Raw genomic sequence first — 21,744 nt, 5'->3', positions numbered from 1 at the left:
TCCGAGAGGCCGCACATGCGTAAACGACATCAGGTTCTGCTCGCCCTGTCCGCCGCAGTCGGCCTGTCTCTGACGCCACTGACCGCATCGGCGACCCCTGGCACCGGCGTGCACGGTGAAATCCTCGGCAAGGTGACATTCGGCGACAAGGACTACGTCCTGCGCAAGATCACCGTCGACCCGGGCGGATCCACCGGCTGGCACTTCCACGACGGGACGCTGTACGGATTTGTAGCTGCCGGCACGTTGAGCCACTACCGCTCCGACTGCACCGTCGACGGTATCTATCAGACCGGCAACACCCTCGTCGAGCCGAGTGGATCCGGAAATATTCACATCGGCAACAATTCGCAGACCACACCGCTGGTCCTCATGATCGTCTACGTGAACCCCACCGGCAGCCCCCTGTCCGAGGACGCGCCGCAGCCCAGCTGCCAATTGCCCAACTGACGGCCTACTCCCCCTTGCCTCTCTAAGTAGAACCTGTTCCTATAGAGCACAAGACTGCGCGAGCGCACCTAGGAGCAGGAGATATCGATGACCGGAAGATCATGTGCGATCAGCGGGGTGGCGTCGTGAGTTACAGCATCCTGGGCAAGATCGTCGAAATGCCCGTCGAGGTCCGGACCGCATCTGCCTTCATGGCGATGTATTCCGTGCCCAGCGTGACCGCTCAGTCGATCATCGACTACACCGGTTTGACGGTGCTTCAGTACCGACCCGGACGCGCCCTGTGCGGGCTGGTATTTGTCGACTACGTGGACGGAGATCTGGGTCCTTACAACGAATTCGGTGTGACGTACATGGTACGAAGCCATACCGCCCCGCCAGGGACCTCGGTACTGAGCGATCTACGGTCGCTGGCTTCCGGCACCGCAGGCGCACTCATTCACGAACTTCCCGTCGACGGCGAATTCACCAAAGCCGCGGGCCGCGGGATCTGGGGATTCCCGAAAGTGTTGGCAGAGTTCGATACCGAGCACACGGGGTCCGTCAAGCGCGGTTCAGTGTCCCGGGACGGAAAGCTCATCACCCAGTTGAGCGTGAAGTCCGGACTGAGTGTTCCCGGGTCGGGAGCGAACATGTCACTGGCCGCCTACTCGCACCTCGACGGCGTCACCCGCTGCACGTCGTGGGACATGGCACCGACGGGCGTGAAGTCACGCCCCGGCGGCGCAGAACTTCAACTCGGCAGCCATCCGATGGCGGCCGAACTACGACGCCTCGGGTTGCCTCGCCGCGCCCTGATGACCACCACGATTTCGAACCTCTCCATGACGTTCGGAGAGGCGACAGAAATCTAAGAGCGACTACCCTTTCCACACATATGTGACACGGGCTACACTGCTGGACGGTTGACCAACTGGCGTCGGCCGCCGGAAAGGACACCCGTGAACATCACTCGACGCACCGTCTTGGCAGGTGCCGCCGTTGCTCCAGCGCTCGCAGTACTGGGCTCGACGCATGCTTTTGCCGAAGCCTCGGCACCCTCAGGTTCCATGCAGGTAGGCGTCGGAATCTCCGACGTCACCGGCCCGGTCGCCGAGGTCGGCATGATGGGTTACTCGAGCTTCGAGCAGCGCGCCGAAGGTCTACATCAGCGAATGCGTGCCCGCGCCTTCGCTTTCGGCGACGGCAATGCGCGCGTGATGTACGTCTGCGTCGACAACTGCATGATCTTCCAGTCCGTTCACGACGAGGTACTGCGTCGACTCGGCCAGAAGTTCGGTGACCTGTACACCGAACGCAACGTCATGCTGACAGCCATCCACTCCCATGCGGCCTGTGGCGGCGCCTCCCACAACTACGCCTACAACCTCGCGGTTCTCGGCTTCGAACTTCAGGTGTTCGAAGCCGAGGTGAACGGCATTGTCGAAGCAATCAGCGCCGCGCACGCCGATCTTGCGCCGGGCACCGTGCGGTTCGGACGCTCCGATCTGACCGACGCCAGCGTCAACCGCTCCCGAGTTGCCTTCGACCTCAACCCGGCAGAGGACAAGTCCTACTACCCCGGTGGCAACGACCATCACATGCGCGTCATGCGAATCAGCCAGAGTGGCACGGACATCGGCTCGATCAACTGGTTCGCCACCCACTGCGCGTCCCTCACCAACGAGAACCACCTGATCTCCGGCGACAACAAGGGCGCAGCCGCCTACTTCTGGGAGCACGACGACAAGGGCGTCCGCTACCTCGACGGCACTCCCAACTTTGTGGCCGCATTCCCCCAGACCAACAGTGGCGACATGTCCCCGAACCTGTTCCTCGAACCGGGACGTGGCCCCACCGAAGACGAGTTCGAGAACGCCCGCATCATCGGGCAACGCCAGGTCGCCGCCGCCCAGGCCGCCTTCGACTCCGCGTCGGAAACTCTCACCGGTGGCGTCGACAGCCGAATCATGTACCTGGACATGGCAAACCAGATCGTCAGCGGAAAGTTCACCCCGGACGGACGCGAACATCGCACTGCTCCCGCGGCAATCGGTGCCGCCATGAGCGCGGGCAGCATCGAAGACGGTCCGGCAATCCCGATCTTCCCCGAGGGCACTCGCAATCCCATGATCGACGCCCTCGGCGGCATGGATGCACCTGTCCCCCAGTGGCTTCAAGATGCACAAGCCCCCAAGCTCGTCGTAGTGCCTGTCGGCCTGCTCCCACCCGGCGGCTGGGTCCCCAACGTCTTGAAGATTCAGATCCTGCGCATCGGCCAGTTCTACATCGTCGGCGGCCCAGCAGAATTCACCATCGTCTCCGGCCTACGGGTGCGTCGAACAGTTGCCGCAGAGTTGGGCGTACCGCTCGAAAACGTCATCTTCCAGGGCTACGCCAACTCGTACTCGAGTTACTGCACCACTCCCCAGGAATACGATTCCCAGCAGTACGAGGGTGGTTCGACGATGTTCGGCCGCTACACCCTCCCCGCCTACCAGCAGGGATACGCCGCGCTCGCAGCCTCCATGCGGGACGGCGTCGAACCGCCGCGTGGCCCCGCACCCGCTGACCTGTCCGGCTTCCAGCCCAGCTTCGGCCCCGGCGTCGACTTCGACGAGCCGTTGCCCGGAACACAATTCGGCACGGCGACAATCCAACCCACTGACAGCACCGCTGGTCAGCAGGTTGCCGTCGAATTTGTCACCGGCCACCCCAAAAACGACACCCAGCGCAACGGGACGTTCTACGAAGTCCAGCGCAACGCCGGTGGACAGTGGACTCGCGTCGCCGACGACGCCGACTGGTCCACCAAACTCCATTGGCGTCGCGTCGGCAGCAACAGTTCCGTCGCCCGCGTCACCTGGGATGTACCCGCCGGAACCAAGGCCGGCACCTACCGGATCCAGCATTTCGGTGCGTCGAAGGCTCGCGGTACCGGGCAAATCACGCCTTTCAGCGGCATGACGACGGAATTCCAGGTTTCCTGAATCACGTGAACGTATCGCTCCCCTTGTTAGACGAGGGAAGCGATACGTTCACGCGGTGATTGGGGCGGCACCTTCGGCGAACGATCCACCGACGACGCGACCAGCAGCACCAGCAAGCCGACTACCGTGACTACTGCTCCCATCCAGATCGGTGACGTGAACCCGAATCCTGCGGCGATGGTGATACCACCCAGCCACGCGCCCAATGCATTGCCGACGTTGAAGGCCGCGATATTTGCCCCCGACGCCATAGTCGGTGCCGCCGACGCGTAATTCATGATCCTCATCTGCAAGCTGGGTACCGTCGCAAAGCCGAAGGCGCCCATCAGGAACAGCGAGATGACGGTCATGATCTTGCTCTCCGCAGTAGCTGCGAACACGATCAGTACGACGGTCAGAATTGCCAGAGTCCACACGAGTGACTTCGTCAGCGCACGATCAGCTGCCTTGGCGCCCAAGAAGTTTCCGACGAACAAGCCCGTGCCGAAGAGGATGAGAAGCCACGGAACGCTGGACGTCGCAAAGCCACTTACCTCGGTGAGGCTGAAGGCAATGTAGGTGAATGCGCCGAACATTCCGCCGTAGCCGAGGATTGTGATGGCGATCGAGAACCAGACCTGCTTGTTGCGGAAGGCGCCCAATTCATTGCGCAGTCCACCGTTGGACGCATTTGCGGGCGTCGTCGGAACCAGTGCGGCAATTCCGATCATTGCGATGATGCCGATGACGGTGATGGCCCAGAACGTCGAGCGCCATCCGAGTTGCTGGCCGAGCAGAGTTCCGAACGGCACACCAAGAACATTGGCGATGGTGAGACCGGCAAACATCATCGCGATGGCTCCGGCGCGCTTGTTGGGCGCAACCATGTCTGCTGCCACGACGGATCCGATTCCGAAGAACGCTCCGTGGCACAGGGCTGCGATGACGCGGCCGCCCATCATCACCTCGTAGGAGGGCGCGAGTGCCGACATCAGGTTTCCGATGATGAACAGCACCATCAGCGAGAGCAGCACTTTCTTGCGCTCGAAGCGGATGACGGCCGCGGTCAGCAGGATCGCACCGATCGCAACGGACAGTGCATAGCCCGAGATGAGGTAGCCGGCGACGGATTCGGACACCTCGAAGTCAGCCGAGACCTCGGGAAGGAGGCCCATGATGACAAATTCGGTGAGGCCGATCCCGAACCCGCCCATGGCGAGGGCAATGAGACCCAATGGCATCTCGATGTTCCTTTCACAGATTTACGCGTCAGCCTGTAGCAGGCGTATGCAGTAGTTGCAGGCGCGTCATAAATAGTTGCATGCGCGTGCTACATGCGCAAGCTGGTAACCTGAGGCCGTAGGAAACCGACAAGGAGAATCACATGGGGATCGCCGACGACGCTGTCGAAATCCGCTCGCAGGGGTGGCGCACTCTCGCCGCTCTCCACGGCGCTCTCGATACCGAACTCGAACGCGCCCTCCAGCGTGAGCACAAACTGTCCGTCGTCGAATACACCGTTCTCGACGCCTTGAGCCGCCAGGACGGCTGGCACATGCGGATGGCTCAGCTGGCTCGCGCGGCCGCGTTGAGCAGCAGCGCCACCACCCGCTTGGTCAATCGCCTCGAAGACCGCGACCTCCTCACCCGCATTCTGTGCGCCGACGACCGCCGCGGCATCTACACCGAACTCACCCCGGCCGGCCGGGAACTGCTCGACAGCGCCCGACCGACACACGACGCGACCCTCGAAGCCGCGCTCGAAGAAGCCTGCAAGACACCGGAACTCGCACCTTTGGTTCGCGCTCTCCATGAGCTCCCGGCAGGCGGCTAGTACGCACTCGAGGTAAGCGATCGGCGCGAGATATCCGAAACAACTTGATCCACAAAGACTCCCGCATCAACTACTGACTTCTGATCGTGCGCTGGAACCAGAACATTGACTGCGTCGTCACGTATTTCACTGTCCCCGATCACCGCGATGTAGGGATCCCGATGGGTTCGCGCTTCACGAATGCGTCGCCCCAACGATCCGCCCGACGCAACAACAACCCGGACGCCACGATCCGCGAGACGGCATCGAAGTTCTTCAGCAGCGACTACATGCTCGTCGCCGATCGGTAGGACCGACACCTGATTGGGCGCCAACCACGGCGGCATTCGGCCCTCGAATCGTTCGATCAACAGCGCGGTCAACCGCTCCATGGAACCCAGCAGCCCACGGTGAATCATGATCGGGCGCGCTTTGGATCCGTCCTCGTCGGTGTACTCCAACTCGAATCGCTCAGGTTGGTTGAAGTCGAGTTGAACGGTCGAGAGAGTTTCTTCCCGGCCCTGTGCGTCGCGTACCTGGACGTCGATCTTGGGTCCGTAGAAGGCAGCTTCGCCTTTCGCTTCCACATAGCTTATCGACCGCTCCGCCAAGGCACGACGCAATTGGTCCTCGGCGTCCGCCCATTGGTTGTCACTACCGAGATACTGACCTTCTGCCCCGCGAATCGAAAGTCGATACTCGCGGTCCGAAATCCCCAGGATCGAGTAGCACCGCTCGATTGCGTCGAGCGCCACCATCACCTCCGCCTGTACCTGCGCGGGACTGCAGAAGACATGTGCGTCGTCAAGATTGATCTGCCTGACCCGACTCAGCCCACCGAGAACCCCGGACAGTTCGCTTCGGAACATCGAACCGAGTTCGCGGACTCGAAAAGGCAACTCTCGATAACTGCGTCCTCGCGCGGCAAATATCTGCGCGTGATGCGGACAGTTGGCCGGCCGCAACAGGAACGACTCACCGCCGATCTTCATTTCCGGAAACATATCGTCGGAAAATTTGGACCAATGGCCGGAACGCTCGTACAACTCCTTCTTGGCAAGGACTGGTGTGTAGACGCCCCGGCAACCGGACCTGGCCGCCTCCTCGGCAGCCAGCTTTTCGAGTTCAGCTCTGATGACTGCGCCGTCGGGCAGCCACAACGGCAGGCCTGCGCCGACGGCGGGATTAGTGGCAAACAGTTCCAATTCGCGTCCGAGTACGCGGTGGTCGATGCTCATGACGAGTGCTCCGTTTCGGATGAACCGGGAGCCGCACGCCCAAGAAATAACAATGCCCCGGGCGATAACTCCCGGGGCGGGTAATGGGTTCGGTCAGCAGTAGCTAATCGATGCGCCGGAAGAAAACCGGCGTCGTCGTGTACTGCATAAAGCTGACCATGGACGTCAGGTTACATTAACTTCGGAACCGATCCCAGACCCAGTTTGTCGGCACTCTATGCTGACGCAACCGGGATGGCAGTTCTCGGGCCAGTGACACACAACTTCGGCGATCATGTCCGAACGTGAGATTCTCGGATATGAGGAGGATTGGCAACGGTGCCGGACCACTTGCTCGAACAGTTGATCACCATCCCGTTGTTCACCGGAATCATCGGGTACATCACCAATTGGTCTGGTGTGCTGATGTTGTTTGCGCCGATCAATTTCCACGGAATCAAAGTTCCGGGACTCAAGTTCTTGTTCCCGCTGTTGCCGCGCCGAGTTCAGGTGATCCCGGCAATCACCAGTGACGGCCGTTTCGGTTGGCAAGGCATCGTGCCCTCTCGCGCCGAGAAAATGGCGTCGATCGCGGTGGACAAGTCACTGGCAAAAGTCGGCAGTATCGCCGACTTCTATCGTGAACTCGATCCCGACAGCATCGCGGAGCATCTGGTCACCATCTCGCGGAGCGAAGTCCGCGGTGTAGTCACCCGAATCATGACCGCCGAGAATCCTCAGCTCTGGCACAACCTCCCGAACCCTGTGAAGGAAGCCGTCTTCCGCAAGGTCGAAGATGACCTACCGGCCAGCGTTCGCACCATCACGGCCCGTATCGAAGAGAACATCGACGAGTTCATCGACGCCAAACTCATGGTGATCCGATACCTGTCTTCGCACCCGAAACTCCTCAACGACATCTTCCGAACCATGGGAAACAAAGAACTGCGCTTCATGCAGAACTTCGGTTTCTACTTCGGTTTCCCGATGGGCTTCGTACTGGTAGCCGTGCTCCATTTCCTGCCGTTCTGGTGGGTGCTGCCCATCGGCGGCGTCATCATCGGCTACGTCGTGAACTACCTCGGCATCAAGATGATCTTCGAACCCATCACGCCCAACCGCTGGGTTCCGTGGAGGCAAGGACTCTTCCTCAAGCGCCGTACGGAAATCATTGCCGGCTATGCAAAGACACTGGCCGATCACGTTGTCACCCTCGAGAACATCGGCACCGAACTACTCGAAGGCCCGCGTTCGGACCGCACTCGACGAATGCTCGATCAGGTACTACGAGAATCCGTCGACGACGCCGTCGGCTGGGCACGATCCGTCGTCAAAATGACTGTGGGTTCACAGAGCTACAACCGTCTTCCGAGCCTGGCGACTACCGAAGTCCTCGACCTTGTCCCCCGCGTTTTCGAGGACGCGGCATTCGCCGAAAGCCAGTCCGAGAAAATCCGGGTCTTTGTCACGGTTCAGATGAACAAACTGTCGCCCGAAGATTTCAGCGAACTACTGCGATCAGCCGTCAAACAAGATGAATGGCTGCTGTTCGTGCACGGAGCCGTACTCGGCTCATTGGCCGGTTTCCTGCACCTCGCGATATTCGGAGTATGACCATGACTGAACAACACGATCATCGATTCATACTCGACGAACCCGCCGACGAATGGGATACCGACATGGCATCAGAAGAGTCCGTCGAGAAGCGACTCATCCGCAGCCTTGTCGGCTTGACCGCCACCACCACGCTCACGTCGCTGAAGCTGACAGGATGGGCCTTCGGCACAGCGCGAGAGGCCACCCGGCAGATCGTTCAAGCTGCGACGGAAGCGGCCGCAGAGGCTGCCCAATCCGCCAATATCCAGCCGCGTCCCACCGGCGAAACACCTTCCCGATCCGAGAACCTACGGTCAGCGATGATGGCACGGCCCTCTCGCAAGCAAAGCGCCGAATCAGCCCTCGCTGCCCTGCGCCTGCGCGGCGACAACCTGCTCGACCGCTCCGCCGACGTCACCGAGAGCGACGATCTCCACCCGGCCTACGACCGGATCCTCGACGAAACAGCTCCCGACGAAGCGCGAATCCTGAGGCTGCTCGCCATCTCCGGTGCACAACCGAGCGTCGATGTGCGTACTGCTCGGCCCTTTGGCGTGGGATCGGAAATGATCGAAGAGGGATTGTCGATGATCGGCGAACTGGCCGGCTGCCGGCACCTGGATCGCACCAATGCCTATCTCAACAACCTGCATCGACTGGGGCTGGTGTCATTCTCCCGCGAACCTGTCGAAGCCAACCGATACCAGGTGGTCGAGGTGCAACCTTCAGTGCTCGACGCCGTCCGCCGCGCTGGGCGTTCCAACAAGATCGTGCGTCGCAGCATCGTGCTGACGGCATTCGGCGAGGACTTCTGCCACACCTGCTTCTCGTTGCCGAACGCTCAACCGAGCGTATAAACAGCACTGCGCGCCTCATGGAACCACGAGGCGCGCAGTGAGCAAAGGCTTCTACAGCCAGGTATCTTCCGTGATGGTGGTCAGGAACGCTTCCAGATCGTCCCGCCACTGAGCCGGTACGGTCTTGTCCGGCTCGATACCCGTGTACTGCCCGCGGTAGAACAGCAGCGGGCGTTCGGTTTTGATCTCACTCATCGACGAGACGCGACCGAAGACGACGTAGTGATCGCCGCCGTCGTGGACGGTCTCGACGGTGCAGTCGATGTGTGCCAGCGAGTTGTCGATGATCGGTGAACCCAATGGTGAAGGAGTCCAGTCGATACCGGCAAACTTGTCCGGCTCACGCGAGCCGAAACGTGCACACACGGACTGCTGCTCTTCTGCCAACACGTTGACAGCGAACTTGCCGGTCTTCTCGATTGCCGCCCAGGATCGAGAACCCTTGGTGGGGCAGAACAACACCAGTGGCGGATCGAGGGAGAGCGCGGCAAAAGACTGGCAGGCAAAGCCCACGGGCTCACCATCGTCAACTGTCGTGATGATGGTGACGCCGGTGCAGAACTGACCCAGAACTGTGCGGAACTGCCGTGGGTCGAGCGCGGGGGTACTCACGGCTTCAGTCCGACGGTGAAGTCGTGACCCCACAGACTTACTGCCGTACTTTCGCGCGCGATCCAGCTTTCGTCTTCGACTTCGAGTCCCTCACAGCCGAATTCGATGTCGAATCCGCCCGGAGTCTTCATGTAGAAGGACAACATTTCGTCGTTGACGTGGCGCCCGAGCGTCGCGGACATCTTGACGTTCTTGCGCAGCGCACGGTCCAGGCACAGCCCGACGTCGTCGGAGTTCTCCACCTCGAGCATCAGGTGCACGATGCCGGTCGGGTTGGGGAACGGCAGGAACGCGAGGCTGTGATGGCGTGGGTTGCAGCCGAGGAACCGGAGCCAGGCCGGATCTCCGTCTGCGGGCCGGCCGACCATCTGCGGTGGCAGACGCATCGAGTCCCGCAACGTGAATCCGAGGACGTCGCGGTAGAACCGCAGCGAAGCGTCGTCGTCGTCGGTGGTGAGTACGACGTGGCCGAGGCCCTGCTCACCCGTCACAAACTTGTGTCCGTACGGGCTGACGATGCGCCGATGTTCAAGCGCGACACCGTGGAACACTTCGAGGGAGTTACCCGAGGTGTCCTCGAATGCGATCAGTTCGACGACGCGCCGGTCCTTCAACTGCTCCGCTGTGCCCTCTTTGAAGGGAACGCCGGCAGCGGACAGACGATCACGAATGTCTTGCAGTTCCGCTGCATTCGCGGTCTCCCAGCCCGAGACGAGAAGTCGATCCGTCTCGTTCGGAACGATGACCAGACGCGCCGGGAAATCGTCCATCCGCAGGTACAGCGAATTCGCGTCGACGCCCTTGCCCTCGTTCATACCGAGGACCTTGAGGCCGTAGTCACGCCATGCGGCCATGTCGGTGGCCCCGATGCGCATGTATGCCAGTGAACGAATACCCATCACTTACCTCCGTCGAGCAAGAAATCGGTTGCGAGCCGGTTGAATTCGTCAAACTTTTCAAGCTGAGCCCAGTGTCCGCAGCCGCCGAAGACGTGAAGCTGCGCACGCGGAATCATCTTGAGTGCGACCAGCGCACCGTCGAGCGGGTTGACGCGATCTTCGCGACCCCAGATCAGGAGCACCCGCTGGCGAAGCTTGTACGCCTCACGCCAGAGCATGCCGAGTTCGAAGTCGCCGCTGGAGAAGGACTTACCCATCGCCTTGGTTGCGGCAAGTGACTCCGGCGTACTGGCAGCGGCAAACCGCTCGTCGACAAGTTCCGACGTGATGAGCTTCTGATCGAAAACCATGATGCGCAGGAACGCTTCGAGGTTTTCGCGCGTCGGCTGGTAGCTGAACTTTCCGAGGTTCTTGACGCCCTCGGTGGGATCCGGCGAAAAGAGGTTGACGCTGAGTCCGCCGGGGCCCATGAGGACAAGCCGTCCGGCGCGATCCGGGTAGTCGAGCGCAAAGCGGACCGCAGCGCCACCACCGAGCGAATTACCCAGTAGGTCTACGCGTCCCGTGATCTCGAGAGTGTCCAGGAGATCGTTGAGCGCCGACGCGCTGTGCGCGAAGTACTGCGGATGCTCGGTCGGCTTGTCGGACTGACCGTAGCCGGGCTGATCAACCGCGATGACGTGAAAGTTCTTCGCCAACACCGGAATGTTGCGTGCGAAGTTCGACCACGACGATGCACCGGGTCCGCCGCCGTGCAGCAGCACGATGGTTTGGTCGTTACCGACGCCGGCTTCGTGGAAGTGCAGTTTCAGATCGGGGCGTACCTGCGCGAAACGCGAGGTGGACTCGTAGGTGAGTGATTCTTCGGTGGTGGTCACTGCGTCTCCCTTTAGACCATCGTGTCGGTGATCGGAAGGCCGAACTCGCCCGTGCCGAACATGACGTAAGCGCGCTCGGGGTCGTTGGCTGCGTGAACACGGCCCGCGTGTGCGTCACGCCAGAAGCGCTGGATCGGCGTGCCGTTCTGCAGCGCCGTGGCACCGGAGTTCTCGAAGAGCTTGTCGATCGACGCGATGGCACGACCCGTGGCGCGCACCTGGTCGCGGCGGGCGCGCAGACGCAGTTCCATCGGAACCTCTTCGCCGGCAAGGATCAACGCGTACTCGTCGGCGACGTTGCCGACAAGCTGACGCCAGGCTGCATCGATGTCGCTGGAAGCCTCGGCGATACGAACCTTCGCGAACGGGTCGTCCTTGGACTTCTCGCCGGCAAAGGCTGCACGAACGCGCTTGCCCTGATGCTCGACGTGGGCTTCGTACGCGCCGTATGCCATTCCGACGATGGGCGCGGAAATCGTGGTGGGGTGAACGGTTCCCCACGGCATCTTGTATACGGGAGCCGTGTTGTTCTCGAGGCCCGGAGCGGTCAGTTCACTCATGGCACGGAAGCTGAGAACGCGGTGCGACGGGACAAAAGCATCCTTGACCACAACGGTATTGGAGCCGGTTCCGCGCAGGCCGACTACGTTCCAGACGTCGTCGATCTGGTAGTCCTCGCGAGGAATCAGGTAGCTCACGAAGTCGACGGGTCGACCGTCTTTGATGACCGGTCCGCCGAGTACGACCCAACTTGCGTGGTCGCAGCCCGAAGACCAGGCCCACGCGCCGTTGACCTTGTAGCCGCCCTCGACAACTTCGCCCATTCCCATCGGTGCATAGGAGGACGAGATGCGGACGTCAGAGTCGTTGCCCCACACGTCTTCCTGCGCTTGCTGAGGGAAGAGAGCAAGGTGCCAGTTGTGCACACCGATAATCGAGGAGACCCAACCTGTCGATCCGCAGGCACTGGCAATCTTCTTCACTGCCGAGTAGAACAGCGTGGGATCGGCTTCGTATCCGCCCCACTGCTTCGGCTGCAGGAGTCGGAAGAAGCCCGTCTCCTGCAGAGCCTTGATGGACTCGTCGGGAATTCGACGAAGGTCCTCTGCTTCCTGTGCCCGCTCACGCAGTGCCGGCAGCAGTGCGTCGAGCCTCTGCATCACCTCGTGGCTGTCATGGTTATCCACTTCGACGCTCCTGTCTTTCCCGATCGGATGGTTCACTTACACTTGAGACTAGAACACGTTCTCTTTTCTGTCGAGACGTCGACAAAGGTCTCGTTTGTAGCCGCAATGCTGTAACAAGTACCTCCGATATCTAGCGAAACTGAAGTTCGTTCTATAACGTGTTCTATTAACAGCATGAAGGGATGTGACGTCACAATGGCGCAAATTCGCGAGATCGACGTGGGAACGGTACAGACCCGTTTCGCCCGCGGGTGGCATTGCCTGGGTCTTCTGAAGACCTTCAAAGACGGCAAACCGCACGCGATCGAGGCTTTCGGTACCAAGCTCGTAGTGTTCGCAGACACCAAGGGCGATATCAAGGTCCTTGACGGCTACTGCCGCCACATGGGCGGTGACCTCACACAAGGCGAGGTCAAGGGCGATTCCATCGCTTGCCCGTTCCACGACTGGCGCTGGGGCGGCAACGGAAAATGCACCGCGATTCCCTACGCACGTCGTGTCCCCCCGCTCGCTCGCACGCGCGCTTGGCACACCCTCGAGCAGAACGCTCAGCTCTTCGTCTGGAACGACCCCGAGGGCAATCCTCCGCCCGAGGACATCGTCATCCCGCGCATCGAAGGCGCCTACAGCGACGAGTGGACCGACTGGACCTGGAACTCCATGGTCATCGAAGGCTCCAACTGCCGCGAGATCATCGACAACGTCGTGGACATGGCGCATTTCTACTACATCCACTACGCCTTCCCGACCTACTTCAAGAACGTCTTCGAAGGTGAAGTCGCAACCCAGTACCTCAACACCACGGGACGCCCCGACATCGGAATGGCGTCGCAGTACGGCGGAGACTCCCTGCTTCGGTCCGAGGCCGCGTATTACGGACCGTCGTACATGGTCAACCCCCTGTGGAACAGCTACAGCGGGTTCGAGGTCGAGAGCGTTCTCATCAATTGCCACTACCCGATCAGCCCGGATTCCTTCGTGCTGCAGTGGGGTGTCACGGTCAAGAAGCCCACGGGCCTCACAGACGAGGTTTCCGACAAGCTTGCTGCCAAGTTCACCGAGGGCATCAGCGAAGGTTTCCTCCAGGACGTCGTGATCTGGAAGAACAAGACCAAGATCGAAAACCCGTTGCTCTGCGAAGAAGACGGCCCGGTCTACCAGCTTCGACGCTGGTACGAGCAGTTCTACGTCGACAAGGCTGACGTCACCGAGAAGATGACGCAACGCTTCGAGTTCGAGGTAGACACCACCAAAGCCAACGAAGCCTGGCACCTCGAGGTCGAAGAAAACCTCGCGCGCCAGAAAGCCGAGAAGGAAGCCGCCGAAGCTGCGGCAAAGAACGAAGCAGAGGTTTAATCGTGAGCGCCTCGATTCGTGACTACCGCTGGGCCAAGGCTCCGGACTTTGCCGGGCAGCCGGCACGGCGAGGCGCAATCGCCGCTCAGACCGTCGAAGACAAACACGAATACCTGGATTCGGGTTTGCAGGAAGTCGACTGCAAAGCTTGTGGCGCTTGCGTATTGGTTCGAAAGAACACGTACAAGCACACCAGCATTCAGTGGACCTCCGATCCGGCGCTTCGGTGCCACACCTTCAAGGACGCCATCGCGTCGGGGCAGACTTCGGCTCTGAAAGATGGGTGCCCGCAGCTCCACGACAGCATCGCCGACGCCGTTGTGGACGGCACAATTTCGGTCCGGGATCCGGAAACCAGCTGACCACAATTACGTCAGAGTGAGGGCCGACCCGATTGGGTCGGCCCTTTTCTCGTTGTCAGTCGCCGGATAGCGTTCGCCAGGCTGTCCGAGTCCGAGAAATTCACCATGTGCGAGCGAACGCACCTCGTATTAGCTGTTCCGGACCTGCGGGCCGTGATGTTGGATCAGTTGGCAGCAGCGGTGCACCTGGCTGTGAAAGTACAACCTTTGAAAACCGGAAATTCACTCCGTTGGTCGCGCATACTGAGTTTCAGTGAAAGTCCCCTACCTCAGTAGGTCCTTATGGATATCGATGTACTCGTCGCAGGCGCAGGCCCGATCGGATTGACCACCGCCATCGAATTGCGCCGACGCGGGGTCGACCTTCGGATCGTCGATCCCCTCGCGAAACCACTCCCGTACGCCAAAGCTGTTGGCATTCAACCCCGGACTCTCGAAGTCTTCGAGAATATGGGTGTCCTCGGGCAGATCCTCGACGCGTCAGCCATCCTTCGCGGACAGATCATGTACACCAATGGCACGGAAGTGGGACGGATAGATCTCACGCTGCCCGAGGACGTCCCGTACACCTTCATGGGCCTGCCTCAATACGAGACCGAAAATATCCTGACCGCCAGACTGAGCGAACTGGGCACGGCGATCCAGCGCGGTATCGCCCTCACCGGTTTCGAGCAGACCGACGACGGCGTCACGTGCGTCCTCAGCGACGGAACCGAGGTGCAGGCTCGCTACCTGGTGGGTTGCGACGGCGCGCACAGCGTTGTCCGTAAAGGTTTGGGATTGACGTTCGAGGGCGCTGCATTCGCCGAAAGTTACATGCTCGGCGACGTCGAAGTAGATTGGTCGGTCCCCTGTGGATATGCGATCCGGGCGAGCCATGTCGACAATGTGGGAGCGGTCGACGATCTGTTGGTCTGTATCCCGTTGCCCGGCCACAAGAGATATCGGATGTCTATGCTCGTCCCCGATGAACTGATGCCCGATCCGGCGAGCGCTGACGCTGTCGCCCATGGATTTTCGTCGGACAAGGCTCCGCAGCTTCATCACATTCAAGCAGTTCTGGACCGACTGTCTCCCGAACCCACAACGGCGTCGTCGTTGCGCTGGTCATCTGTCTTCCGTATCAGCCACCGAATCGTCGACGCCTACAGCCGGGGAAAGGTTTTCATTGCCGGCGATGCCGCCCATATTCATCCACCGACCGGCGCACAGGGCATGAACACCGGAATTCAAGATGCCCACAACCTTGCCTGGAAACTTGCGCTGGCCGTCGACCGTATCGCCACACCTGAGCTTCTCGACACTTACGACGCCGAAAGGCGTCCCGTCGGTGAGGAAGTCGTCGGAATGACGGTACGCAATGCGCGTGAAGGTATCGGTGCCGGCGAGCCCTCCCTCGATACCGCGATGCGTCGTCAGGCGCAATTACTGATCGACTATCCGGCCAGCCCGCTCAACACCGGACGGGTGGCTACAAGCCATGCTGTTCAGCCTGGCGAGCGTGCCCCCGATGCGCGGGGCCTCCAGCGCGACGGCGTTCAATTCTCGTTCAGGTTGTTCGAATTGTTCACCGGTGTGAACCACACACTACTTCTGTGTACCGACGGATCATCAACGAGCATCAGCCGATTGGAGGAATGCGCTGCCGCAGCACGTCGAAGCACGCACGGCCGTGTGGATGTCTACGTGATTGCAGCGGCGGTCGCCGACTCCACCCTCCCGGTCATTTGTGACGGCCACTCCGAGTTCTGCGCCGCCTACGGAGTAGAACAGCACTCCGCCTTCATCATTCGCCCCGACGGGTATCTGGGTTTTCGTGGAACTCCCGCCGAGACGAACGCTTACTGGTCGAAAGTTTTCAATCGTCGACAAGAGAGTCGAACATCAAGCGAATCTCCGGAGTGAGTTTCATCAGTTCCACGTATCCACCCAAGGCCCCGCCATCGAGGTACGCAAATTCCATACCGGCACCCTCGACACGGCCCTGTTGCAGGATCGGCATCCCACGACGGCCGGCTTCGGCGAGAGTTTCCTCGTAATCGTCGGGTACCCAGGCCACATGGTGGACACCCACTCCACGTTTCTCGAGGAACTCCGTGTAGAGGTTTTGCCCCGAAACCGGCTGGATCAGCTCGATCTGCTGGGTTCCGACATAGCCCAGTGACACATCGATGGTGTACTCGGCCGGCTTGCCGCGGTACGTGGTGGTCTCGGGGCCGAATGCAATGTCGGGCAACCGTAGCCAGCGCCGAACTCCCCATTTCTCGGTGAACTCTCGCTCGGCAGCGGCAATATCCTCCACCACCCAGCAGATCTGGAAGATCGGTCCCGAGACCAGCGGTGTCATGCCATTTTCCCGTTGTCTACCGAGTACACGGCACCGTGGATCGCGGACGCGTCGTCCGAGGCGATGAACGCCACCATCTTCGCGACGTCTTCTGCTTCCATGAGCCCACGAGGCGAGGCAACCTTCATCACGAGGTCGAAATCGACGCCGTCCGGAAAGGTGAATCCGGTGACCTGAGGAGTCATCATGCCGCCGGGGCAGATGGCGTTGACGCGCAAGGTCTTCCCGGTAAACTCCATCGCCATGGCTCGGGTGAGCCCGATCAGTCCATGCTTGGCGGAGCAGTATCCGGCGGAGTAGGCCTGCCCTTCGAGCCCGGCAATCGAGGACACGTTGACAATGTTGCCACCGCGCTCGAGCAGATGCGGAAGTGCTGCGCGAGAAAGGAAGAACGGTCCGTTGAGGTTCACGGCGAGGTCATGTGCCCACTCGTCATCGGCAATCTCGGCCGTGTGGCGGAGCGTGTGCGAACCGGCCACGTTGACCAGGATATCGATACCGCCGATAGTGTCGACGCACTTCTGAACCGCCGCAGCACATTGCGCGGAATCAGAAACATCGGAAGCCGAATACCTCTGCTCACCAACGGCACCGACCACATCGATCATCGATTGTCGAAGCTGCTCTTCGCCGCGGGCAACGCCGAAAACCTGCGCACCCCTTCGGGTCAGAATTTCGGCTACGGCGCGCCCCAAACCTGAGGACGCGCCGGTCACCAATGCAATTTTTCCGTCCAATACGTCAGTCACACACCGAGCTTACGACGCTGCCGCAGCTTCGCGTGGCTTTCAGACTTTCCGAGCGTCGGAGAAAGTGGCCGCGTGCAGTCCGGCGCGGCGGCCCGAGAACACACAGTCAGCGAGCGACAGACCGCTTACGTACGAGTTCGAACAAATTCCGACAGCACTGCGACCGGCTGCATAAAGGCCGGGAATTCCCTGTCCGTCTTCGTTTTTCACAGCACCGGTGTTCTCGTCGACAACCAATCCGCCAAGTGTCAACATCGGGCACGGATTCATCATGCTGGGCTTGACCGAGACGTCGTACATCGTGAACGGCGCCGTCAGCGCAGGCCGCACGAAGTCGGCTGGTTTGCCCATCGGATCGGGTTGTCCGCTTGCAGCCGCAGCATTGTGGGCGTCGACGGTTGCCTGGAGTCCGGCCTCGTCGATACCAGCCTTCTTCGCCACCTCGGCAATGGTGTTGCCGTGTACTGCGGTCCGCATCATTCCCGTGGTCTGGATCCGCTGAAACCACATCGATTGATCGGGGATCTGAGCCTTCGCTTCACGAACCAGATCGGAATCGGCAAGAAGCCAGCCGATTCCACTGCTCTTCTCGACCATCGCATGGCCGAGGGCCGCGCCGTAGCGCGACTCGTCGACCATTCGTTCGCCCGTCGGATTCACCAGAAGGGAACCGAGGAAAGCGCTGGGCGGCACGATGAATCGCCAGGCGGAAACGTTGCCGAGCTTGTCGGTGGCGCCGCCGGCATCAATACCGAGTTGAATTCCCTTGCCGTCGTCACCGGAAGTGCCGAGCGGGATTCCGCCCTTGTACGCGGGGGCGTGGGTCCGCATCATGTCGCGGTTGGACACGAACCCGCCGGCAGAGAGAATCACGCCGCCGCGAGCCTGGATGCGAATCCTTTTGGCGTACTTCTTCTCGATCTTGCGGATACGGGCATCGAGAATCGTGCGCAACTGTGGAGCGTAGACACCAGGCTTGGATGAAATCGAGCCGAGCATGGCGTGACGACGCCGAACACTTGCCGGTGCATCACGGAGCGTGAATGCCTCGACGCCGATGACTCGTCCGTCTTCGATGATCAACTGGTCCGCACGGGTTTGGCCGAGCAGCTGCACGCCTTTGGCTGCAGCCGATTTTGCCATGGGACCGTAGAGCATCTTCCCGGACGTACCGGGACCTTTGGCGCGATGTCCGCGAGGTGCAGGTTTGGCCGCGTCCCGGAATCCGCCGGCGGACTCACTGCCCGAGTAGTACAGGTAGTACTTGTTGCTCGGGTAGGAGGTCTTGTACGGGCAGAGTGACGCTTCGAACGGCACGCCGTGACTAGCCAGCCAGTCGATCATCGCGGGGCTTTCGTCGACAAAACGCCGCAAGGTCTCGGGAGCTACCGCGTCGCCGACCTCGCGTTCGAGATACGCGAGCATGGCCTCCGGGCTGTCGTCGATTCCGGCTTCCTGCTGAACCGACGTTCCGCCGCCCGCGTAGACGACGCCACCCGAAATGGTGCTGGCGCCGCCTCCCAATGCCCGGTCGATCGCCATCACCGACGAACCTGCCGCTACGGCTTCGAGTGCCGCGCTGGCGCCCGCCACCCCGAACCCGACCACGAGGACATCAACCGAAGTATCCCAGGTCACACCGCACCATCCTCAATTTCACTGCAACGTGTTTCGTTATCACTGACGGCGTTCGGAAATACTTCCTGGCAGAAAGCATGGACTGACACCCCCATCATTCTATAACGTGTTCTACATGAGCAAGCAGGAATACGACATCGTCGTCGTCGGTAGTGGTGCAGCAGGTATGACAGCGGCCTTGACCGCGGCCCATCAGGGTTTGAGTGTGGTCATCGTGGAGAAGGCCGCCCATTACGGCGGATCCACCGCCCGTTCAGGCGGCGGCGTCTGGATCCCCAACAACGAAGCACTTCAGGCTGCAGGGGTGAGCGATACACCAGAGGCTGCGCGTTCCTACCTGCACAGCATCATCGGCGACGTCGTCGCCCCTGAGCGGATCGACACCTATCTCGACCGCGGACCGGAAATGCTGTCCTTCGTCCTGAAGAACAGCCCCCTCGAACTGCAGTGGGTTCCCGGATACTCCGACTACTATCCCGAAGCCCCCGGCGGACGCGTCGGCGGACGCAGCGTCGAACCCACCCCGTTCGACGGCAACAAATTGGGCGCCGACCGCAAGAACCTCGAACCCGACTACGTCAAAGCACCCAAGAACTTCGTCATCACCCAGGCCGACTACAAGTGGCTCAACTTGCTGATGCGCAACCCGCGCGGACCGCTGCGCGCAATGAAGGTCGGCATGCGATTCCTCGCAGCCAAGGCAACCCGCAAGGACCTCCTCGTTCGCGGACAGGCGCTTGTTGCCGGCATGCGACTCGGCCTCCAGTCGGCCGGTGTCCCCATCCTGCTGAGCACACCGCTTACCTCGCTGCACACCGAAGACGGCGCAGTTCGCGGCGTCAACGTCCTGATCGACGGCGAGGAGCAGGTCATCCATGCTCGCCACGGAGTCGTCCTCGGCTCGGGCGGGTTCGAGCACAACAAAGAAATGCGCGAGAAGTACCAGCGCGGCCCCATCGGCACCGAATGGACAGTCGGCGCCAAAGCAAACACCGGCGACGGCATCGTGGCGGGCCAGAAACTGGGCGCTGCAGTCGATTTCATGGACGACGCTTGGTGGGGTCCGTCAATCCCGCTGACTGGCGGACCGTGGTTCGCTTTGTCGGAGCGCACACTCCCCGGCTCGATGATGGTCAACACGTCCGGCAAGCGTTTCGGCAACGAAGCGGCACCGTACGTGGAGGCAACGCATGCGATGTACGGCGGAGAATTTGGCCAGGGTGAAGGTCCGGGCGAGAACATCCCGACATGGATGATCCTCGATCAGCGTTACCGCAACCGCTACACGTTCGCCGGCATCACGCCGCGCTCACCCTTCCCCGGCCGCTGGCTCAAGGCCGGCGTCGTCGTGAAGGCTGGAACAATCGCCGAATTGGCCGAGAAGACAGGGCTTCCCGTGTCCGCTCTGACCGAGACGGTGGAGCGGTTCAACGGTTTCGCACGCAGCGGCAAGGACGAAGACTTCGGTCGCGGCGACAGCGGCTACGACGCATACTACGGCGACCCGCGACTGAAGAACCCCAGCCTCGGCGAGATCACCAAGGCGCCGTTCTACGCCATCAAGATGGTTCCGGGAGACCTCGGAACCAAGGGCGGAATCTGCACCGACGTCAACGGTCGCGCACTTCGCGAAGACGGCAGTGTCATCGACGGCCTCTACGCCGCGGGCAATGCCAGCGCGCCCGTCATGGGCCATACCTACGCCGGTCCGGGCGCAACCATCGGTCCCGCAATGACTTTCGGCTACCTTGCCGTTCTCGACATTGCCGATCGTGTGAAGAAGGCCAAGGCCAGCACCGCAGACGCCGGAGTCGACAATGCCAATTGATCCCAGCATCGCTCTGGGCGCAGAGCTTGCGCCACAAGAATTTTCGTGGACCCCGTCGGACGTGCAGCACTACCATCTCGCGCTCGGCGCCGGAGCACGCCCGCTCGACACGAACGAATTGCGCTACCTCGACGACACCAAGCCGCAGGTGCTGCCAACCTTCGCGACAGTCGCAGCCAATTTCCACGCCACCGAAGCTCCCAAGGTTTCGTTCCCCGGCATCGAAATAGATCTGGCCAAGGTCGTTCACGGAAGCCAGGAAGTTACAGTCCACCAACCGATCCCGGCTAGTGGGAGCGGACGCACCACAACCCGAATTTCCGAGATATGGGATAAGGGCAAGGCTGCAGTCATCGTCCAGGAATCGGTGACCGTCGACGCCGAAGGCAATCCGCTGTGGACTGCGCGCTCCTCTATCTTCGCGCGCGGAGAAGGCGGATTCGGCGGTGAACGTGGCCCCTCGGAGTCGGTTTCGTTGCCTGATCGCGAGCCGGACGCCGAGATTCTGCTGCCGGTTCTCCCCCAGCAGGCTCTGCTGTACCGGATGTGCGGTGATCGCAATCCGCTGCACTCGGATCCTCAATTCGCCTCCGCAGCAGGATTTCCGGCACCAATCCTGCACGGATTGTGCACGTACGGAATGGTCTGCAAGGCCGCCGTAGATACGATGCTTGACGGCGACAGTTCGCAGGTAGCCGGATTTCGCGCCCGATTTGCCGGTGTAGTATTTCCGGGCGAGAACTTGAGTATCCGGATCTGGAAAGACCAAGGGCAACTCTTGATCTCTGCATTGGTGCAGGAGCGTGAAACTCCCGCCCTGGCCGATGTAGTTCTCACCCTTGCTTGATATCCACCTGTCGAATTCATTGCAGTTCTCAACCCCCGATGGAGTAGCCCCACCATGACGGCCCACAACGAAACAACCCGACTGACCCGCCGCGGATTCATCGCCGCAGCCGCCGGAGCCAGCGCAGTCGCCGCCACCACCCTCACCGGCACCTGGACCC

The 21,744-nt window shown here is 61.0% G+C and carries 20 protein-coding genes; 11 read left to right on the top strand and 9 right to left on the bottom strand.

Features of this window, described 5'->3' with window-relative positions:
• Positions 1-15: 15 nt before the first annotated feature.
• From MTX36_RS00100 to MTX36_RS00090, 3 genes are all read left to right on the top strand, one after another.
• Entirely contained in the window at positions 16-450 is a 435-nt protein-coding gene (locus MTX36_RS00100; protein ID WP_243617754.1) for a cupin domain-containing protein, read from the top strand.
• Between the two features lie 101 nt (positions 451-551).
• Positions 552-1,304 carry an acetoacetate decarboxylase family protein gene (locus tag MTX36_RS00095; protein ID WP_243617753.1) on the top strand — a complete coding sequence of 251 codons (753 nt, stop codon included), beginning with the start codon at positions 552-554 and terminating at the stop codon, positions 1,302-1,304.
• A gap of 87 nt (positions 1,305-1,391) precedes the next feature.
• Positions 1,392-3,419, top strand: a complete 2,028-nt coding sequence (locus MTX36_RS00090) for a neutral/alkaline ceramidase (RefSeq protein ID WP_243617752.1) — start codon at positions 1,392-1,394, stop codon at positions 3,417-3,419.
• Between the two features lie 26 nt (positions 3,420-3,445).
• On the opposite strand, the gene MTX36_RS00085 is transcribed toward MTX36_RS00090, so the two are convergent.
• Positions 3,446-4,639, bottom strand: coding sequence for an MFS transporter (locus MTX36_RS00085; RefSeq protein WP_243617751.1), 1,194 nt, complete (start codon positions 4,637-4,639; stop codon positions 3,446-3,448).
• A 143-nt stretch (positions 4,640-4,782) separates the two neighbouring features.
• Here MTX36_RS00085 and MTX36_RS00080 point away from each other — a divergent pair, with 143 nt between their 5' ends.
• Positions 4,783-5,232 carry a MarR family winged helix-turn-helix transcriptional regulator gene (locus tag MTX36_RS00080; RefSeq protein WP_243617750.1) on the top strand — a complete coding sequence of 150 codons (450 nt, stop codon included), beginning with the start codon at positions 4,783-4,785 and terminating at the stop codon, positions 5,230-5,232.
• On the opposite strand, the gene thrS is transcribed toward MTX36_RS00080, so the two are convergent.
• Positions 5,229-6,449, bottom strand: a complete 1,221-nt coding sequence (thrS, locus tag MTX36_RS00075) for a threonine--tRNA ligase (protein ID WP_243617749.1) — start codon at positions 6,447-6,449, stop codon at positions 5,229-5,231. The genes MTX36_RS00080 and thrS overlap by 4 nt on opposite strands.
• A gap of 318 nt (positions 6,450-6,767) precedes the next feature.
• Here thrS and MTX36_RS00070 point away from each other — a divergent pair, with 318 nt between their 5' ends.
• Both MTX36_RS00070 and MTX36_RS00065 read left to right on the top strand, forming a co-directional pair.
• Positions 6,768-8,042: a hypothetical protein gene (locus MTX36_RS00070; RefSeq protein ID WP_243617748.1), complete on the top strand. Its 1,275-nt coding sequence runs from the start codon at positions 6,768-6,770 to the stop codon at positions 8,040-8,042.
• 2 nt (positions 8,043-8,044) lie between these two features.
• Complete coding sequence (locus MTX36_RS00065) at positions 8,045-8,881, top strand: Abi-alpha family protein (RefSeq protein ID WP_243617747.1); 837 nt, start codon at positions 8,045-8,047, stop codon at positions 8,879-8,881.
• 51 nt (positions 8,882-8,932) lie between these two features.
• On the opposite strand, the gene hsaB is transcribed toward MTX36_RS00065, so the two are convergent.
• The 4 genes from hsaB to hsaA are packed head-to-tail and all read right to left on the bottom strand — an operon-like array spanning position 8,933 to position 12,457.
• The gene (gene hsaB / locus MTX36_RS00060) at positions 8,933-9,493 is read right to left on the bottom strand and encodes a 3-hydroxy-9,10-secoandrosta-1,3,5(10)-triene-9,17-dione monooxygenase reductase subunit (RefSeq protein ID WP_094271082.1); all 561 of its coding nucleotides are present in this window, start codon (positions 9,491-9,493) and stop codon (positions 8,933-8,935) included.
• Positions 9,490-10,392, bottom strand: a complete 903-nt coding sequence (gene hsaC / locus MTX36_RS00055) for an iron-dependent extradiol dioxygenase HsaC (RefSeq protein WP_243617746.1) — start codon at positions 10,390-10,392, stop codon at positions 9,490-9,492. Before hsaC ends, hsaB begins: the two co-directional genes overlap by 4 nt.
• Positions 10,392-11,270, bottom strand: a complete 879-nt coding sequence (gene hsaD, locus MTX36_RS00050) for a 4,5:9,10-diseco-3-hydroxy-5,9,17-trioxoandrosta-1(10),2-diene-4-oate hydrolase (protein ID WP_243617745.1) — start codon at positions 11,268-11,270, stop codon at positions 10,392-10,394. Before hsaD ends, hsaC begins: the two co-directional genes overlap by 1 nt.
• An 11-nt stretch (positions 11,271-11,281) precedes the next feature.
• Complete coding sequence (gene hsaA / locus MTX36_RS00045; protein ID WP_308198171.1) at positions 11,282-12,457, bottom strand: 3-hydroxy-9,10-secoandrosta-1,3,5(10)-triene-9,17-dione monooxygenase oxygenase subunit; 1,176 nt, start codon at positions 12,455-12,457, stop codon at positions 11,282-11,284.
• A 195-nt stretch (positions 12,458-12,652) separates the two neighbouring features.
• Here hsaA and MTX36_RS00040 point away from each other — a divergent pair, with 195 nt between their 5' ends.
• From MTX36_RS00040 to MTX36_RS00030, 3 genes are all read left to right on the top strand, one after another.
• Positions 12,653-13,813 carry a Rieske 2Fe-2S domain-containing protein gene (locus MTX36_RS00040; protein ID WP_243617744.1) on the top strand — a complete coding sequence of 387 codons (1,161 nt, stop codon included), beginning with the start codon at positions 12,653-12,655 and terminating at the stop codon, positions 13,811-13,813.
• Between the two features lie 2 nt (positions 13,814-13,815).
• On the top strand, positions 13,816-14,175 hold the full coding sequence (locus MTX36_RS00035) for a hypothetical protein (protein ID WP_243617743.1): 360 nt from the start codon (positions 13,816-13,818) through the stop codon (positions 14,173-14,175).
• A gap of 282 nt (positions 14,176-14,457) precedes the next feature.
• Positions 14,458-16,080 carry an FAD-dependent monooxygenase gene (locus MTX36_RS00030; protein ID WP_243617742.1) on the top strand — a complete coding sequence of 541 codons (1,623 nt, stop codon included), beginning with the start codon at positions 14,458-14,460 and terminating at the stop codon, positions 16,078-16,080.
• On the opposite strand, the gene MTX36_RS00025 is transcribed toward MTX36_RS00030, so the two are convergent.
• From MTX36_RS00025 to MTX36_RS00015, 3 genes are read right to left on the bottom strand one after another with little or no spacing between them, the layout of a single operon-like run.
• On the bottom strand, positions 16,034-16,522 hold the full coding sequence (locus tag MTX36_RS00025; protein WP_243617741.1) for a VOC family protein: 489 nt from the start codon (positions 16,520-16,522) through the stop codon (positions 16,034-16,036). The two genes, MTX36_RS00030 and MTX36_RS00025, sit on opposite strands and share 47 nt — an antisense overlap.
• The gene (locus MTX36_RS00020) at positions 16,519-17,271 is read right to left on the bottom strand and encodes an SDR family NAD(P)-dependent oxidoreductase (protein ID WP_243617740.1); all 753 of its coding nucleotides are present in this window, start codon (positions 17,269-17,271) and stop codon (positions 16,519-16,521) included. The genes MTX36_RS00025 and MTX36_RS00020 overlap by 4 nt, the downstream gene beginning before the upstream one ends.
• A gap of 39 nt (positions 17,272-17,310) precedes the next feature.
• Positions 17,311-18,909, bottom strand: coding sequence for an FAD-binding protein (locus MTX36_RS00015; RefSeq protein WP_243617739.1), 1,599 nt, complete (start codon positions 18,907-18,909; stop codon positions 17,311-17,313).
• Positions 18,910-19,024: 115 nt separating this feature from the next.
• Here MTX36_RS00015 and kstD point away from each other — a divergent pair, with 115 nt between their 5' ends.
• Together kstD and MTX36_RS00005 are read left to right on the top strand one after the other, a co-directional pair.
• Complete coding sequence (gene kstD / locus MTX36_RS00010) at positions 19,025-20,737, top strand: 3-oxosteroid 1-dehydrogenase (protein WP_243617738.1); 1,713 nt, start codon at positions 19,025-19,027, stop codon at positions 20,735-20,737.
• Positions 20,727-21,584, top strand: a complete 858-nt coding sequence (locus MTX36_RS00005) for a MaoC/PaaZ C-terminal domain-containing protein (RefSeq protein ID WP_243617737.1) — start codon at positions 20,727-20,729, stop codon at positions 21,582-21,584. The genes kstD and MTX36_RS00005 overlap by 11 nt, the downstream gene beginning before the upstream one ends.
• Positions 21,585-21,744: the final 160 nt, after the last annotated feature.

Source organism: Rhodococcus sp. ARC_M6 (assembly GCF_022810305.1).
GTDB lineage: Bacteria > Actinomycetota > Actinomycetes > Mycobacteriales > Mycobacteriaceae > Rhodococcus_F.
This window is presented reverse-complemented; position numbering and strand designations above follow the sequence as displayed.

Coding starts and splice junctions, on each gene's coding strand:
- MTX36_RS00100 (WP_243617754.1), top strand. CDS start 16: ATGCGTAAACGACATCAGGTTCTGCTCGCCCTGTCCGCCGCAGTCGGC.
- MTX36_RS00095 (WP_243617753.1), top strand. CDS start 552: ATGTGCGATCAGCGGGGTGGCGTCGTGAGTTACAGCATCCTGGGCAAG.
- MTX36_RS00085 (WP_243617751.1), bottom strand. CDS start 4,639: ATGCCATTGGGTCTCATTGCCCTCGCCATGGGCGGGTTCGGGATCGGC.
- MTX36_RS00080 (WP_243617750.1), top strand. CDS start 4,783: ATGGGGATCGCCGACGACGCTGTCGAAATCCGCTCGCAGGGGTGGCGC.
- thrS (WP_243617749.1), bottom strand. CDS start 6,449: ATGAGCATCGACCACCGCGTACTCGGACGCGAATTGGAACTGTTTGCC.
- MTX36_RS00065 (WP_243617747.1), top strand. CDS start 8,045: ATGACTGAACAACACGATCATCGATTCATACTCGACGAACCCGCCGAC.
- hsaC (WP_243617746.1), bottom strand. CDS start 10,392: ATGGGTATTCGTTCACTGGCATACATGCGCATCGGGGCCACCGACATG.
- MTX36_RS00040 (WP_243617744.1), top strand. CDS start 12,653: ATGGCGCAAATTCGCGAGATCGACGTGGGAACGGTACAGACCCGTTTC.
- MTX36_RS00030 (WP_243617742.1), top strand. CDS start 14,458: ATGGATATCGATGTACTCGTCGCAGGCGCAGGCCCGATCGGATTGACC.
- MTX36_RS00025 (WP_243617741.1), bottom strand. CDS start 16,522: ATGACACCGCTGGTCTCGGGACCGATCTTCCAGATCTGCTGGGTGGTG.
- kstD (WP_243617738.1), top strand. CDS start 19,025: ATGAGCAAGCAGGAATACGACATCGTCGTCGTCGGTAGTGGTGCAGCA.
- MTX36_RS00005 (WP_243617737.1), top strand. CDS start 20,727: ATGCCAATTGATCCCAGCATCGCTCTGGGCGCAGAGCTTGCGCCACAA.